Source organism: Mesorhizobium sp. M4B.F.Ca.ET.214.01.1.1, assembly GCF_004791545.1.
Taxonomy (GTDB): Bacteria; Pseudomonadota; Alphaproteobacteria; order Rhizobiales; family Rhizobiaceae; genus Mesorhizobium; species Mesorhizobium abyssinicae.
The window spans coordinates 91,219-105,866 of record NZ_SRUX01000018.1 but is presented as its reverse complement, the minus strand read 5'-3'; the positions used below and the strand labels follow the sequence as shown (position 1 = coordinate 105,866).

Annotated in this window: 21 protein-coding genes; 12 read left to right on the top strand and 9 right to left on the bottom strand. The window is 64.7% G+C overall.

Annotation, left to right across the window (positions count from 1 at the left end; translation table 11 throughout):
* Positions 1 to 127 precede the first annotated feature (127 nt).
* A complete protein-coding gene (locus tag EN857_RS28905; protein WP_127392384.1) occupies positions 128 to 868 on the top strand; it encodes a thioredoxin family protein in 741 nt (246 codons plus the stop codon).
* 159 nt (positions 869 to 1,027) lie between these two features.
* The gene (locus EN857_RS28900; RefSeq protein WP_127310281.1) at positions 1,028 to 1,756 is read left to right on the top strand and encodes an SGNH/GDSL hydrolase family protein; all 729 of its coding nucleotides are present in this window, start codon (positions 1,028 to 1,030) and stop codon (positions 1,754 to 1,756) included.
* Positions 1,757 to 1,782: 26 nt separating this feature from the next.
* On the opposite strand, the gene EN857_RS28895 is transcribed toward EN857_RS28900, so the two are convergent.
* Complete coding sequence (locus tag EN857_RS28895; protein WP_127310283.1) at positions 1,783 to 1,944, bottom strand: hypothetical protein; 162 nt, start codon at positions 1,942 to 1,944, stop codon at positions 1,783 to 1,785.
* A 201-nt stretch (positions 1,945 to 2,145) separates the two neighbouring features.
* On the opposite strand from EN857_RS28895, the gene EN857_RS28890 reads away from it, so the two are divergent.
* From EN857_RS28890 to EN857_RS28880, 3 genes are all read left to right on the top strand, one after another.
* A complete protein-coding gene (locus EN857_RS28890; RefSeq protein ID WP_127282773.1) occupies positions 2,146 to 2,313 on the top strand; it encodes a hypothetical protein in 168 nt (55 codons plus the stop codon).
* Between the two features lie 141 nt (positions 2,314 to 2,454).
* Positions 2,455 to 2,865 carry a hypothetical protein gene (locus tag EN857_RS28885; protein ID WP_189379757.1) on the top strand — a complete coding sequence of 137 codons (411 nt, stop codon included), beginning with the start codon at positions 2,455 to 2,457 and terminating at the stop codon, positions 2,863 to 2,865.
* Between the two features lie 132 nt (positions 2,866 to 2,997).
* Positions 2,998 to 3,717: a YafY family protein gene (locus tag EN857_RS28880; protein ID WP_126057965.1), complete on the top strand. Its 720-nt coding sequence runs from the start codon at positions 2,998 to 3,000 to the stop codon at positions 3,715 to 3,717.
* A 63-nt stretch (positions 3,718 to 3,780) separates the two neighbouring features.
* On the opposite strand, the gene EN857_RS28875 is transcribed toward EN857_RS28880, so the two are convergent.
* The 3 genes from EN857_RS28875 to EN857_RS28865 form a co-directional block, all read right to left on the bottom strand.
* Positions 3,781 to 4,476 (bottom strand): DUF1013 domain-containing protein, encoded by a 696-nt coding sequence (locus EN857_RS28875; RefSeq protein ID WP_127392383.1) that lies wholly within the window; start codon positions 4,474 to 4,476, stop codon positions 3,781 to 3,783.
* 274 nt (positions 4,477 to 4,750) lie between these two features.
* Entirely contained in the window at positions 4,751 to 4,891 is a 141-nt protein-coding gene (locus EN857_RS28870) for a DUF1127 domain-containing protein (protein ID WP_127285985.1), read from the bottom strand.
* Between the two features lie 361 nt (positions 4,892 to 5,252).
* A complete protein-coding gene (locus EN857_RS28865) occupies positions 5,253 to 6,263 on the bottom strand; it encodes an NAD(P)H-quinone oxidoreductase (RefSeq protein WP_127285988.1) in 1,011 nt (336 codons plus the stop codon).
* Between the two features lie 111 nt (positions 6,264 to 6,374).
* Here EN857_RS28865 and EN857_RS28860 point away from each other — a divergent pair, with 111 nt between their 5' ends.
* The 4 genes from EN857_RS28860 (at position 6,375) to EN857_RS28845 (ending at position 8,677) form a co-directional block, all read left to right on the top strand.
* On the top strand, positions 6,375 to 6,569 hold the full coding sequence (locus EN857_RS28860; RefSeq protein ID WP_127285984.1) for a DUF1192 domain-containing protein: 195 nt from the start codon (positions 6,375 to 6,377) through the stop codon (positions 6,567 to 6,569).
* Positions 6,570 to 6,652: 83 nt separating this feature from the next.
* On the top strand, positions 6,653 to 7,900 hold the full coding sequence (locus EN857_RS28855; protein WP_127285983.1) for an MFS transporter: 1,248 nt from the start codon (positions 6,653 to 6,655) through the stop codon (positions 7,898 to 7,900).
* A 31-nt stretch (positions 7,901 to 7,931) separates the two neighbouring features.
* Positions 7,932 to 8,207: a metalloregulator ArsR/SmtB family transcription factor gene (locus EN857_RS28850; RefSeq protein WP_126057959.1), complete on the top strand. Its 276-nt coding sequence runs from the start codon at positions 7,932 to 7,934 to the stop codon at positions 8,205 to 8,207.
* A gap of 80 nt (positions 8,208 to 8,287) precedes the next feature.
* Positions 8,288 to 8,677, top strand: coding sequence for a hypothetical protein (locus EN857_RS28845; RefSeq protein ID WP_127285982.1), 390 nt, complete (start codon positions 8,288 to 8,290; stop codon positions 8,675 to 8,677).
* A gap of 57 nt (positions 8,678 to 8,734) precedes the next feature.
* Here EN857_RS28845 and EN857_RS28840 read toward each other — a convergent pair whose 3' ends face one another.
* Together EN857_RS28840 and EN857_RS28835 are read right to left on the bottom strand one after the other, a co-directional pair.
* Entirely contained in the window at positions 8,735 to 9,391 is a 657-nt protein-coding gene (locus EN857_RS28840; RefSeq protein ID WP_127311741.1) for a glutathione S-transferase family protein, read from the bottom strand.
* An 84-nt stretch (positions 9,392 to 9,475) separates the two neighbouring features.
* Positions 9,476 to 10,321: an alpha/beta hydrolase gene (locus EN857_RS28835; RefSeq protein WP_127393797.1), complete on the bottom strand. Its 846-nt coding sequence runs from the start codon at positions 10,319 to 10,321 to the stop codon at positions 9,476 to 9,478.
* 99 nt (positions 10,322 to 10,420) lie between these two features.
* On the opposite strand from EN857_RS28835, the gene EN857_RS28830 reads away from it, so the two are divergent.
* Both EN857_RS28830 and EN857_RS28825 read left to right on the top strand, forming a co-directional pair.
* Positions 10,421 to 10,933 carry a helix-turn-helix domain-containing protein gene (locus tag EN857_RS28830; RefSeq protein ID WP_127311372.1) on the top strand — a complete coding sequence of 171 codons (513 nt, stop codon included), beginning with the start codon at positions 10,421 to 10,423 and terminating at the stop codon, positions 10,931 to 10,933.
* A 107-nt stretch (positions 10,934 to 11,040) separates the two neighbouring features.
* Positions 11,041 to 11,472, top strand: a complete 432-nt coding sequence (locus EN857_RS28825; RefSeq protein WP_127393798.1) for a heme-binding protein — start codon at positions 11,041 to 11,043, stop codon at positions 11,470 to 11,472.
* A 146-nt stretch (positions 11,473 to 11,618) separates the two neighbouring features.
* Here EN857_RS28825 and EN857_RS28820 read toward each other — a convergent pair whose 3' ends face one another.
* The 3 genes from EN857_RS28820 to EN857_RS28810 form a co-directional block, all read right to left on the bottom strand.
* The gene (locus tag EN857_RS28820) at positions 11,619 to 12,020 is read right to left on the bottom strand and encodes a hypothetical protein (RefSeq protein ID WP_127311374.1); all 402 of its coding nucleotides are present in this window, start codon (positions 12,018 to 12,020) and stop codon (positions 11,619 to 11,621) included.
* Positions 12,021 to 12,394: 374 nt separating this feature from the next.
* Entirely contained in the window at positions 12,395 to 12,577 is a 183-nt protein-coding gene (gene rpmF, locus EN857_RS28815; protein WP_006203806.1) for a 50S ribosomal protein L32, read from the bottom strand.
* Positions 12,578 to 12,744: 167 nt separating this feature from the next.
* A complete protein-coding gene (locus EN857_RS28810) occupies positions 12,745 to 13,452 on the bottom strand; it encodes a transglycosylase domain-containing protein (protein ID WP_127311378.1) in 708 nt (235 codons plus the stop codon).
* 129 nt (positions 13,453 to 13,581) lie between these two features.
* Between EN857_RS28810 and EN857_RS28805 the strand changes: the two genes are divergently transcribed.
* Positions 13,582 to 14,499 (top strand): polyprenyl synthetase family protein, encoded by a 918-nt coding sequence (locus EN857_RS28805; protein WP_127393879.1) that lies wholly within the window; start codon positions 13,582 to 13,584, stop codon positions 14,497 to 14,499.
* Positions 14,500 to 14,648: the final 149 nt, after the last annotated feature.

The following is a 14,648-nucleotide window of genomic DNA, read 5'->3' as shown; positions in this document are numbered from 1 at the left end:
CTCACTGCCCGGGTTTTGTTTTTCGCCGGCGGCATCCCCACTTCTGGGACTGCGCGGAAAAGCGCGTCGGCCATGTCGGATCGCGCCGATATCGAACGTCCTTGGCAGGAGAGGACAGGAGATCGTCATGCATCGCAATGCCGTCGTTTCGCGGGAAGACTGGTTCGAGGCGCACAAAAGGCACCTCGATCGCGAGAAGGAACTGACGCGGCTGCGCGACAAGATCGCCGCCGAGCGCCGCGAATTGCCCTGGCTGAAGATCCGCAAGGACTACGTCTTCGAGAGCGAGCAAGGCCCGAAGCGGCTGGCCGGGCTCTTTGGCGAAAACAGCCAGCTGATCGTCTATCACTTCATGCTGGCGCCCGGCTCGAACCATCGCTGCGAGGGCTGCTCCTTCCTTGCCGACCATATCGACGGCGCCAATCTGCATCTCCAGCACCACGACGTGTCGCTGGTCGTGGTGGCGCGCGCGCCGCTGGCCGAGCTGTTGCCCTACAAGCAGCGCATGGGCTGGCGGTTCGACTGGGTGTCGTCCTATGCGTCCGACTTCAACTTCGACATGCAGGTTTCCTTCACCGACAAGCAGATCGCCGCCGGCGACACCACCTACAACTTCGAAAGGCGCGCGCGCACGTCGAAGGACCTGCCCGGCATCAGCGTGTTCTACCGCGACGGGGCCGGCGACATCTTCCTCACCTTCACGTCGCGCGCCCGCGGCGGCGATCCGCTGATCGGCGCCTATCACTATCTCGACATGACGCCGAAGGGCCGCAACGAGACCGGCCCCTATGGCGGCCTGATGGACTGGGTGCGGCTGCATGACGAGTACGAGGACGGCCCCGAGCCGCCGCCGGCCTGTTGCGACTGAACCGGCGGCTAATGCATGTCGCCCAAAAGTGGCCCCGGTTTTGGGAAAACGACATGCATAAAACAATGAGCTAAAGCGCGTCGCATGAGGCCGTTCAGGCGCGACGCGCTTTAGTTAGATCGTTCACCCGCACAACAATATGCGCTAAGGGCATGAGCCATGCAGCGCCTGCTCGCCCTCCTCACCTGGCTCGCCTTTCCCGTCTACGTCTGGCAGGGGCTCGGCGTGCGCCGTCGCACCAGCCGCATGCTGCCGGCGCGCGGTCCGGTCATCCATGAGATGCCGGGCAAGGCGCCGGCGATCACGCTGCTGGTGCTGGGCGATTCCTCCGCCGCCTCGGTCGGCATCGGCCATTCCGAGAACGGGCTCGCGGCGCAGCTTGCCATCCTGATTTCAGAGCGAACGGGCAGCTCCGTGCGCTGGCGGGCGGCCGGCTTCAATTCGGCGACCTCCGGCCAGGTGCGCGACCATGTCCTGCCCAATTTGTCTGCCGATCCGTGGACGCATATCGTGCTCGCCATCGGCACCAACGACACCAAGAACTTCCACTCGGTGCCACGCTTCAAGAAGGAGTTCGGCGGCCTGCTTTACGCACTGCGCGCCAAATGGCCGGAGGCGCGTGTGGTGTGGTCGCCGGTGCTGGAGTTCACCCGGGCGCCGGCGATGCCCTCCCTGCTTGGCAGGATCCTCGAGATCAGGGCTGCCGAGATGAATCGGATGGGCAAGCGCCTCTGCCTGGAGCGCGGCGCGGTGCCTGCGTCGCGGCTGCCGATCCTCGATCCGCAGGCCGGCTTTGCCGTTGACGGATTCCATGCCTCGGAAGCCGGCTACCGCGCCTGGGCGGAGCATCTGCTTGCTCCCGTTCTGGGCGAGCAGCCCCAGGCTTAGGCACCCGATGGGGTGACGTCGCGGCTCTAGCCCCAGTGCCCGAGCACCGCGGTGAGCGAGATCGCCGCCATGGCAAGCAGCGCCAGCTTCCAGAAATCGCTGCGCCGCCTCAGCCCCGGCCAGCCGAGCGGCTTGATCAGCTGGATGACCATGATGCCAATGATGACGAGCGCGAGGAGTTTCGACATGCCGCTTTTGAGCAGCATCGCGGCCGGCTGTCAAAGCCGGTATCGTTGCTTTGAAGCCGGGCGGAACCGGGCAGGACAGCCGCTTCTCCGTGTGCCGGCCAGACTGACCGCAATCTCCTTCGAAAGGCTGCCATCCTCCTGACAGACTGCTGTCAGCAGGGGTGTGCGATAGTGTCCTCATCAAAGAAGAGGAGACTAGCCGTGACCGGTTACCAGATACTGCGCGGTGTGCAGCACTATGTCGGCAAGATCCGCACGATGCGCAACGAGATCCGCACCCAGCGTTTCATGAATGGCTTGCCGGCGGACATTCGCAAGGACATCGGCTGGCCGGATATGTACGCCAACGGCCGCCACATCGACCAATGAGCTTTTTTTGCGTGCCGCGCTTGGATGCGGACACCGCGGTGCCCAGATCTAGAAGCGTCGGCGGATATGCTGAACCCTCCTGACAGTATGCTGTCAGGAGGGTCGTGTCATGGTGTGGCAGGAGTAGAGAGTGAGCTTCGCATGGTGAGGAGCTGGAACGACAGGCTGAACACGCCGGGCGTCAATGGCATCAAGCCGTCGCCGCGGAGCTTTGCCGACGTCGTCGAAGGCCAGCCGATGCTGGTGCCGACGGCGCGCCAGGTCGATGATTTCATCCGCTCGATCCCGGAAGGCGTCGAGATGGACGTCCGCGCGCTGCGCAGCGCGCTGGCCATCGAGCACGGGGCTGAAGTGACATGCCCGGTCGCCATCGGCTATCATTTGCGCACCGTGGCCGAGGCGGCCGGCGAGGATCTCGAGCACGGCATGGCGCTGAGCGAGATCGCGCCGTTCTGGCGGGTGCTGGACGCCAGGACGCCGACAACGAGGAAACCGTCCTTCGGCACGGAGTTCGTCGCCGTGCAGCGCAAGCGCGAAGGGCTGAAGCCATAGTGCATGTCGCCCAAAAGTGGGAACCGGTTTTGGGAACCACGACATGCGTAGAAACAACGTGCATGTCGCCCAGAAGTGGCAACCGGTTTTGGGGCCACGACATGCATAGAAACAACATCGAGGAACCATACGATGCGTCGTGCCGACAGGCTCTTCCAGATCGTGCAGCATTTGCGCGGCGGCCGTCTGGTCACCGCCCAGAAGCTGGGTACGTGGCTCGAGGTTTCCGAGCGCACGATCTATCGCGACATCGCCGACCTGCAGTCGACCGGCGTGCCGATCGACGGCGAGGCGGGCGTCGGCTACATGATGAGGGAGGGTTTCGACCTTCCGCCGCTGATGTTCACGCGTGACGAGATCGTGGCGCTGGTCGCCGGCGCCCGCATGGTGCGCGCCTTTGGCGGCGCCGCCATGGCGCGGGCCGCGGACGAGGCGCTGGTCAAGATCGGCGCCGTGCTGCCCGATACCGAGAAGGACCGCATCGCCCGCACCGAGATCCACACGCCGATGTGGGTGGTGAGCGATGCCGCGCGCGAGGCGATCGACCTGATCGAGCGCGCGATCGAGAAACGCCAGGTCCTGACCATCGACTATTCGGACGAGGCCGGGCGCGGCACCGCGCGCGACATCCGGCCGCTCGGCCTGTGGTTCTGGGGCAAGGTGTGGACACTGGTCGCCTGGTGCGAGATGCGCGACGATTTCCGCGCCTTCCGCATCGACCGCATTGCCTCGGTGGTGATCGCCGGCCGCGTCTACAAGCCGGAGCGCGGCAAGCAGCTCGCCGATTTCTACCGCGCGGTGGAGCGCAGCGAGGACTATGGCATGACGCCGGACCGGGCGGCGCGCAACTGAAGCCTCGAAAGCCAATAAAAAAGCCCGCTCGAAGCGGGCTTTTTTATTGGCATGCCGAGAATTCTACTCCTCGTCGTCCGTGTCCTTGTCCTTCGACTTCAGCGCCGAGAGCTTGGCGAAGACGGCGTTGGCGTCGAGCTCGGCGTCCTCGTCCTTCGGCTTTTCCGGCGCCGGGACCAGCCGTTCCGTCAGCGCCGCCGGCAGCAGTGTGTCGCCGACCGGCGGCGCCTGCTCGCGGCCGCGCGAGGCGCGGTTGACTTCCAGGTCGAGGTCGATCTGCGAGGCGAGGCCCAGCGTCACCGGATCCATCGGCTGCAGATTGGCCGAATTCCAATGCTTGCGCTCGCGGATCTGCTCGATCGTCGACTTGGTGGTGCCTACAAGACGGGCAATCTGCGCGTCCTTCAGTTCGGGATGGTTGCGTACCAGCCAGAGGATGGCATTCGGCCGGTCCTGACGCTTCGACAGCGGCGTGTAGCGCGGGCCCTTGCGCTTGGATTCCGGCACCCTCACCTTGGGGTCGGACAGCTTCAGCCGATGGTTCTGGTCCTTCTCGGCGCGCGCGATCTCGTCGCGGGTCAGCTGGCCGGTCATGATCGGGTCCATGCCCTTGATGCCTTGCGCCGATTCGCCGTCGGCGATCGCCTTGACCTCGAGCGGATGCAGCCCGCAGAACTGCGCGATCTGCTCGAAGGAGAGCGCGGTGTTGTCGACCAGCCACACGGCGGTCGCCTTGGGCATCAGCAGCGTATTGGCCATTTCCAAAAATCCTTCTCGTTCGCCCGCGTTCCCGCGCGGGCGGTGGTTTTAGAGCCACCAAAATGGGAAATTCGCGGTCTGTATAACCGCTCCGTCACCATTTCGCAATGTTTTTGGAAGGCCCCGAAGGGAGAGGCCGGGCACAAGCGCGGCTTGGAAAGACAAAACCCGCCGGACTGGGTCCAGCGGGTTTGGAACCGGAGACGAGCAAGCGTCTACGACGGCTCTGGCTTCTTGACGCGGCCCCGGCCTTTCGGCCGGGTCGCGTTTGCAATCAAAGAGCCTGGCGGGCGATACGCTCGATGTCGGCGCGGTTGATGCCGAGGTCGCTCAGCTGACGGGCGTTGAGCTTGTTCAGCTCGCGCACGGTCTCATTGTACATGCGCCAGTTACGGAAAGCGCGGATCGGGTTCATGGTGGTTCTCCAGTCGTTGGTTGATTTGTTCGATGCCGTGTAAATAGGCACCGCCGCCTAAGAATTGAACGGACGCTTTTGCATGGCGGCAATGCGTTTTGTGCATTGCAGCATTAAGCTCTCGTTCAGGTTTTCCGCAGGCGATTTACGCACCAGGGCGCGTCGAGATTCAGGTCAGGCCAAGCCGGAGTCGAAGACGGGCGCGGAGCGACCAAAACGGTGGTTTCCGAGAACCGGCGCGGAGCGCACCTCCGCATGTCCCGGAAAAGTGCTCCCGGTTTTCCGACAAGGACATGCGGCAGCAAGGAAACTACGTGAGCCCCGGAAGCGCAGGTTTGCAGGCCGGCCTCACCTGAATATCCTAGCCGACGTCGAGCACGATCTTGCCGATATGCTCCCCATCCTCCATCCGCTCATGCGCCCGCCAGGCTTCGCTGAGCGGCAGGATCGTGTCCATCACCGGCGCAATCTTGCGGCTGCCGAGCAGCGGCCAAACCTGCGCCTCGAGCGCTGCCGCGATCGCCGCCTTGAACTCGACCGTGCGCGGCCTCAGCGTCGAGCCGGTATGGGTGAGCCGCTTGACCATCAGCTTGGAGAAATCGACACTCGCCGCCGCCCCGCCCTGCACGGCGATCTGCACGATGCGGCCTTCCACCGCCGCGGCCTCGTAATTGCGCGTCACATAGTCTCCGGCGACCATGTCGAGGATGACGTTGGCGCCCCGGCCGGCGGTCGCGTCCTTGACCGCGGCGACGAAGTCCTCCTCGCGATAGTTGATCGCGCGGTCGGCGCCGAGCTTCAGGCAGGCGTCGCATTTCTCCTTGCTGCCGGCGGTGGTGACGACATAAGCGCCGAAGGCCGCCGCCAGCTGGATCGCCGTGGTGCCGATGCCGGACGAGCCGCCATGCACCAGCAGTGTTTCGCCGCTCTTCAAGCCGCCGCGCTCGAATACATTGTGCCAGACGGTGAAATAGGTTTCCGGCACCGCCGCCGCTTCGGTGTGGGTGAAGCCGGCCGGCAGCGGCAGCACGCTGCCGGCATGCACCTTGACATATTCGGCATAGCCGCCGCCGGGGGTGAGCGCGCAGACCCGGTCGCCGATGCGCCAGCGCGATATCTGGTCGCCCAGTGCCGCGACCTCGCCCGAGACTTCGAGACCCGGCAGGTCGGACGCGCCGGGCGGCGGCGGATAGGCGCCCTTGCGCTGCAGCACATCCGGCCGGTTGACGCCGGCGGCACGCACCCGGATCAGCACCTCGCCCGGTCCCGGCACGGGCACGTCGCGCGTTTCCGGCTTCAGCACCCGCGGCCCGCCGGGCTCCGAGATCGCGATCGCCGTCATCTTCGCCGGAATCTTCTGTCCGCTCGCCATGAACTGTCCCGTCCTCCTTCGGCCGGTCTGGCCGGCAATTTGCATCAGCGCCCCTGCCCTATGTATGCTCATTGTCGAATCCGGCAAATGGCAAATCAGGGAGGAGCGACGATGGCGAGCTTCGACGACGAACCCGTAAAGAAAGCGCGCCCGCATGAGATCGGGCAGGATCTGGCCCTGCTTTCGGCCGACGAATTGTCCGAGCGGATCGGCATGCTGCGCGACGAGATCGCCCGGCTGGAAGCCGAGCTCAAGGCCAAGGGCGCGACCAAATCGGCAGCCGAGGCGCTGTTCCGCCGCGGCTAGCGTTGACGACGGCAACGCTTGCCGCCGAAAAGCCCGAATGCGCCTGTCAGACCGGCGCCACGAACCCCAAGCCGGATCAGACAATGTTTGCAACCTACCGACCGATCCTCTCCTTGCTTCGCGGCACCGCCTTCCTGCTCGCGGCGTCCGGCCTGCACGGGCTGCTTTTGCCGTTGCGTGGCCAGTTGGAGGGCTTTTCCACGGCATCGCTCGGCCTGATGGGCACGGCCTGGGCGGGCGGCTTCGTCACCGGCTGCTTCTTTGCGCCCCGCCTGGTTCGCCGCGCCGGCCATGTCCGGGCCTTCGGCGCCTTTGCCGCGTCGGGCGCCATCGTCGCCTTGCTCACCGGCCTCATCATCGATGAGTATGTCTGGATCCTGCTGCGCGCCTTTACCGGCTTCACCATGGCCGGCGCCTTCATGGTCATCGAAAGCTGGCTGAACGAGAAGGCGACCAACGAGAATCGCGGCACCGTCTTCGGCCTCTACATGATGGTCACCTATGCATCGATCATGGGCGGCCAGATGATCGTCGCCGGCGGCGACGTGAAGTCGGCTTCGCTGTTCATGATCACCGGCATCCTGTTCTGCCTGTCGCTGCTCCCGACCGCCGTCTCGACGCAGTCGCATCCGAAGCCGCTGCAGGACGTCAAGCTGGATGTCAAAGGGCTCTACGCCAATTCGCCGGTGTCCGCTGTTGCCTGCCTGCTGATCGGCATCGCCAACGGCGCCTGGGGCACGCTCGGCGCCGTCTATGGCGCCCGCATCGGCATTTCCACGGCCGAGATCGCGCTGATGATGAGCCTGGTGGTGGTCGCCGGCGCGGCCATGCAGCTTCCGGCCGGGCGCCTCTCGGACAAGACCGACCGCCGTTTCGTGCTGGCGGGCGCCGCCTTCGGCGCGGCCTTGTTCGCCATCGTCGTCTTCCTGTTCGAGCCGCGCTCCGGCGTCTTCGTCCTTGTCCTGACCGCCTCCTATGGCGCCTTCGCCTACACGCTCTATTCGATCGCAGTGGCGCATGCCAACGACCACGCGCGGGCGGAGGATTTCGTCAAGGTTTCGGGCGGCCTTCTGCTGCTCTACGGCTTCGGCACCATGATCGGGCCCCTGCTCGCTGCCGGCCTGATGGGTTCGCTGCGTCCCGAGGGCCTGTTCCTGGCCACCGCGCTCGCCCATCTTTGCCTGGCGGGCTACACCCTGCTGCGCATCAGCCGCCGCGCCCCGGTGCCGATCGAAAACCGCGACGCCTTCAAGACCCAGCCGGCCGACCGTTCGGTGACGCCGGAAGCCTTGCGGCTCGATCCGCGCAGAAAGGCTGAAACCAATGGTTGAGATTTGGGAAACTTTGCCTCTAAAATGACGCATGATGTTTTCTGATGCCTTTGTGGCGATTGCCGATCCCAACCGGCGCTATCTTCTCGAAGAGCTCCGGCGCGGCCCGAAGACCGTCAACGAACTGGCGGCCGGACTGCCAGTTTCACGCCCAGCCGTCTCGCAGCACCTGAAGGTTCTGCTCGAGGCCGGCCTGGTCAACGCCAAGGCGGAAGGCACGCGGCGTGTCTACACGGTCAGCAGTGCCGGCTTCCTGCGGTTGAACATCTGGCTCGACCAGTTCTGGGAAGCATTGCCCGGCGAGTGACCTCTGGGCGGCATGACCGGTCCGGCACTTGCTTCATGCGATTCCGTTCTGCGCTTTTTCTGGCTGTGGAGGAGGAACCCATGGGACGCGAAGCGGTACTTGGCGCTCTGACGGCGATCAATCTGGTTCTGCTCGCTGGCATGGGGCTGATGCAGATCCTGCCGGCGAAGGCGCAGGACGGCACAGGCATGCTGCGCGGAAGCGGGCTTCAGATTGTCGATAGTCAGGGCCGGGTGCGCTCCAGCATCTCCGTGCTGCCGGCGACGGCCGGCGAGGCCGAAACCGTTCTGTTCCGCCTCATCGCGGAGAATGGCCAGCCTTCGGTCAAGATCAGCGCCTCGACCGCAAGCGCCGGCCTGAGTTTCGTCGGCGGCGACGATGCAAGCTACATTTTGCTCGAGGCGGATGGTCCCGAAACCCGGCTCGAGATGGTGGAACCGGAAGGCCGCAAGAAGGTGATCGAGCCATAGCAGCGATGCAAGGCCAGGTGAGCAGGACCGCTCGCCTCCGATCGCTAAGTACTGATGTCAGCCGTCGTTGTAGGGGAAGAATTTGAAGTAGGGCTGGGCTTCCTCGATCACGCGGGCGAAGGACGGTCGTTCGACCAGTCGATCGTGATAACGCCTGACCGCGGGGAACCTGTCGCCGAACGGCTCGACCTTGTTGGCGTAGAACAGCGCCGGCGCCGCCGCGCAGTCGGCCATGGTGAAGGTTTCGCCAACCGCCCAAATCCTCGACTGCATTTCGGTTTCGACGATGGCGTAGGAGGCACGCAACTGCGCCCGCGCCTGCTCGACACCGAACGGATCGGTCTGGCCCTGCGGCCGCAGCCGGTCGCCGACGATCTTCTGCATCGGCTCCTGCACATAGAAATCGTAGAAGCGATCGGCGGTCCGGACCTGGCGGGCGAGGTCGGCATCGTCCGGAATCAGCGCGGTCGGGCCAGGATAGTGGACGGCCAGATACTCGATCACGATGGTCGATTCCGGCACCGTCTGCCCGCGCGCCTCGTCGCGCAGCACCGGCATCTTGCCCGCCGGCGACAGTCTCAGGAACGCCGCGCGCGACTGCTCGTTGCCGAGATCGACGATGACGACATCGAAAGGCGTGCCGTTCTCATAGAGCGCGATCAGCGGCTTCCAGCAGAAGGATGCCAGGGGGTGGAGGTGCATGGTCAGGGACATTGGGTGCTCGCTTCCGTTCGGCGTGGATTGGCCCGATTTCGATAGTGGCGCATTCCGTGCGGCGATGTCACGGCAGACGGCGGGTCAGGCGGCCCGCGCTGCCCGGTCATGCGCCGCGATGGCGGCGATCATGACGCCCCAGTCGTCCGGATGCAGTTCGTGGCCGCCACCCTCGATACGCACCAGCTTCGCACCGGCAACCGCCTCGGCGAGCGCTGCGCCATGCTCGACCGGAAAGATCGGATCCGTCGTGCCGTGGATGACGAGCAGCGCAATCCGCATCTTCCGAAGACGGTCATTCCAGTCTCCGCCGCTCTTGAGCAGGAAGTGGTTAGTCGCGCTGAGCAGGCCTCCCGACCGGTCATAGTCCCGCTCGACGAACGCCCTTGTCAGCTTCTCGTCGAACGGATGCACGGTGCTCGCGATGACGCGGGCCTCGCTAACGATGAAGTCGATCACCTGCTCGCGATCCGACCAATCGACCTTCTCGCCTGCCGCCGCGTGCTCTTTGTAGCTCTCGGACATTCCCGGCAGATGCGAGGTGTCGATGCCGACTGGCGACGTGCTGATCCCGGTCAGCGCCGTGACGCGCGACGGGTGTTTCAGCGCCACCAGCTGCGCGATCATGCCGCCCATCGACATGCCGACCACATGCGCCCTCACGACCTCATGATCGTCGAGCACGCGGATGGCATCGTCGGCCATGTCATCGAATGTGTAGGGCGGCTCGCCCGGCACGTATTTGCTCGAGTGGCCGGTATCGCGATTGTCGTAGCGGATCACGAACAGACCCTCGCCGGCCAGCTTCCGGCAGAACGCTTCCGGCCACCACAGCATCGACGCCATGGCGCCCATGATCAGCAGAACCGCGGGATCGGCGGGACTGCCGAAAGTTTCGGAAACGATCCGGGGCTGCTCTTTCGTCTTCATGGTCGCTTCCTCCTCTGCAATCCGATTGCATTTTGCAATCAGTTGCACGATAATCAGACTGATACGATAATGCAACCGGTTTTTCTGGAGACTTTGCACATGAACACCGATCACCGTTCCGGCTGCCCGATCAATCTGTCGCTCGAAGTGTTCGGCGATCGCTGGAGCCTGATCATCCTGCGCGACATGATCTTCGGCGGCCGGCGCCATTTTCGCGAAATGCTCAACGGATCGATCGAGGGCATCGCGTCCAACATCCTTGCCGACCGGCTGAAGCGGCTGATGGAGCTGGGCATGCTGACAAAGGCCGACGATCCCTCCCACAAGCAGAAGGCGATCTACAGCCTGACCGAGATGGCCATCACCCTGGTGCCGATCATGGCGCATCTCGGCGCCTGGGGCCGTGTCTGGCTGCCGGTCAGCGAGGAGCTCTCGATCCGCGCCGAGCTTTTGGAAAACGGCGGCCCACCCTTATGGGAGCGCTTCATGGACGAATTGCGCCATGAACACCTCGGCGCGGCGATCGACCAGGAGGGGCCAACCGTTCGGGCAACCCTGCAGGCCGGCTACGAGGCAGTGGTCGCCCGCAAGGCTGAGGCTGCCGCCGGCTAGACAGGGCGCGGCGTTTCGCCACTTCCTGAAAATCAGTTTCAACCGCCGCCGGGATTGTATCCTGCGTCTCGTCGACGATGATCGCGGCCTTTCAACAGGAGACTGCCATGACCGCGCTGACGCTCGAGAAAGCCAAGCAAATCATCGACGCCGCCTTCGCCAGGGGTGCAGAGCTGAAGCTCAGGCCGCTGGGCGTATCGGTGCTCGATGCCGGCGCCCACCTAGTCGCCTTCCAGCGCCAGGACGGCGCCTCGTTCCTGCGTCCGCAAATGTCGGCCGGCAAGGCCTATGGCGCGCTCGCCATCGGCATGGGCTCGCGCCGCGTCGAAGCCTTCGCCAAGGAACGGCCGCATCTGATGGCCGGCATCTCCGACGTCTCCGGCGGTCGTGTCCTGCCTGTCGTCGGCGGCGTGCTGATCCGCGATCATGCCGGCGCCGTCATCGGCGCGGTCGGCATCTCCGGCGACACGTCGGACAATGACGAGGCCGCCGCGATCGCCGGCATCGAAGCCGCCGGCTTCGCTGCCGATCCGGGCTGAGACGGATCAGCGGGAGGATGTGTCGAGATTCAAGTCAGGCCGAGTCGAAAATGTTGGTTCCGAGAACCGGAGCGGAGCGTACGTGAGCACCGGAAGCGCAGGAAACCTGCATTTGCACACCGGTCTCAACTGAATATCGGCACATCCTAGTTCAGGTTGATATCCCGGCTTGCCGACCGCATCGACACCGAGAAGCCGGCGAGCACGTCGAACAGCGCGATGACCATCAGGGTGAAGAAGACCGAATGCGCCGCGCCCTTCACCAGCAGGAACTCGACCAGGAAGGCGATGAAGACCAGCGTCGACAACAGATGGTCGAGGATCGAGGCGTTGGTGGTGCGCACCGATTTTGAGATCTCGACGAACAGGAAGAACAGGCCGATCAGCACCATCAGGTCGCCGAGCGTCATCGAGAACACGCCACCGGACATCATGCGGAACGAGAACATCTCGTTGGCCCAGGGATCGTCGCCGCTGCCGAATATCCCGAGCAGCCCGAGATTGTAGAGCACGAAGGGCACGATCAGCAGGGGGATGGCACCGAACATCTGGCGACTCCGATTGAGCTTCCTTCAGTTGCAGCCCGCCGGCCTTCCTCGTCAAGAAGTTTCATGCGTCGCCGCTAACACGCTCGAAGACCGCGCGAAACAAGCATGTCAGAGCAATTCCAGGAAAAGTGCGCAGCGGTTTTCCGTCCGGAATTGCGTCAAAACAAAAACTTGGGGCGGTTCGGCGATTCCATGAAACGCTGAACCGCCCTAGCGGGGGTTCCTCCCGCGCCTGTCAGGCCACAAAGACCGGCGCGCAGGGTCCGTCGGCAGAGTCGGTATCGAACCGCGACGCTGGAGCGATTGGCGAGGCCAAACGCAAAAAGACCGGCCAATGGCCGGTCTTTTGGAAGTCGCAAACCGCCGGAAGCTTCTCAGCTTTCCTTCGGCTCCAGAACCTGGCGGCCACGATACATGCCGGTCTTCAGGTCGATATGGTGCGGGCGGCGCATTTCGCCGGAATTCTTGTCCTCGACATAGGTCGGGGCCTTGAGGGCGTCGGCCGAGCGGCGCATGCCGCGCTTCGACGGAGAGGTTTTTCGTTTCGGAACGGCCACGGATATGCTCCACTACATGGTCAAAATGCCCCGGCAACCCTCGTGAAAGGGCCATGTCTGGGGCCATAATCTGAGAAAGTCGGGTGCCTATACACGCCCTGCGCCGTTTTGGCCAGCACCGCGGCAAATTTTTTTGCCGGAGCAGGAAAGCAGCATGAAGCTGCACTTCAGTCCAGGCAGCCTATATAGGCGCCCGATCTGCCAGCGCGTCGCTCGATCAGCGCCGCCAGCCGTCGCAGGCCAGGCCCCGGCTTGGCGGGATTGCGGGCGATCGGGTTGGGCAGCGTGACGGCAAGCAGCGCCGCCTGCCGACGCGACAGCTGCTTTGCCGAGACGCCGAAATGATGCTGGGCGGCGGCCTCGATGCCATAGATGCCCGGCCCCCATTCGGCGATGTTGAGGTAGATCTCCATGATCCGCCGCTTCGACATCACCGCGTCGAAATAGACGGCGAGCGGCAGTTCGACCACCTTGCGCACCGTGCCCAGCGGCCGCGACCAGAGGAAGAGATTCTTCACCGTCTGCATGGTGATGGTCGAGGCGCCGCGCGTTGCCTCGCCGGCCAGCGCGTCGTCGACGACGCCGCGCAATTCGCCGAGATCGACGCCGCGGTGGAAGCAGAACTGCCCATCCTCCGACATGACCACCGAATGCGCCAACACCGGTGACACGTCGTCGATGGAAACCCAGCGCCGGTCGTAGCCGGAGAAGGTCGCGAGGTCCTTCAGCATCAGCGTCGACACCGGATGCACGAAGGACGGCAGATAGAGGAAGGTCAGCACCACCGGTATCACCGCCAGGATGGCGGCAACGACCAGGGAGCGCCGGCCCAGGCGCTTGAGGCCGGCGCGGTTCAGGCGCCTCGGCCGCGCCATGTCCAGTCCTTCGATTTCATGATCGACGATCGGTTCCGTCAAGCCGCCCCACCCGTGCCATCAGCTCAACCGGCATAGTGGCGCGCGGCTTCTTGCGCAATGTCTGAGTGTCGGCTACCGCTCCCGGCCATGGCGAAAGACGAAGAAATCGCGTTCGAAACCGCACTTCTGATGCGCGCAGCGGCAATCGAGGCGCTGCTCAGGCGGCTTCTCGACCAGCGCGCGCTGTCCGGCGAGATCGCCCGGCCGAAGCGGCTGATGGCGGCCATGCGCCATGGCGTGTTGAACGGCGGCAAGCGCCTGCGTCCGTTTCTGGTCATGGAAAGCGCGGCGCTCTTTTCCGCCGATGGCGAGGCGGCATCGCGCGTCGCGGCGGCGCTCGAATGCGTGCATTGCTATTCGCTGATCCATGACGATCTGCCGGCCATGGACAATGACGATCTGCGCCGCGGCCAGCCGACCGTGCACCGGGCCTTCGACGATGCCACCGCCATCCTCGCCGGCGACGCGCTGCTGACGCTTGCCTTCGACATCCTCGCCGACGAGGCGACCGTGCTGCCCGTGGAACGCCGGGCAGCGCTGGTGCTGGCACTTGCCCGCGCCGCCGGCGTTGGCGGCATGGTCGGCGGGCAGATGCTCGATCTCGATGCCGGCCGCAATCCACCGGACGAGGCCGGCATCATCCGGCTGCAGGCGATGAAGACCGGCGCCTTGATCCGCTTTGCCTGCGAGGCCGGCGCCATCGTCGCCGGCGCGCCGCCGGAAGACCGCGAGCGGCTGGCCGAATTCGGCTCGGCGATCGGGCTCGCCTTCCAGCTTGCCGACGACTTGCTCGACCTGACGGCGGATGCGCACCAGATGGGCAAGGCGACCGGCAAGGACGCCGCCGCCGGCAAGGCGACGCTGGTCGCCCTGCACGGCGCCGACTGGGCGCGCAAGCAGCTCAGCGGCCTCGTCGGCCAAGCGCATGCGCTGCTGGATCCCTATGGCGAGCGCGCGGCCTTGCTGAAGGAAGCGGCGACATTCGTGGCGACGCGCAACAGCTGACCTGTTGCACAGGCGGACGACGCCGGCTCGCCACCAGTCCGATCTTCACAACCCTGCCAGCGCGAAATGCTGGATGCCATTCCAGCAAAGCGCGCACTGCTGAGCGAGCTGCGGATAGGGCGCCGACGTCGGCTTCGATTGTTCGCTCT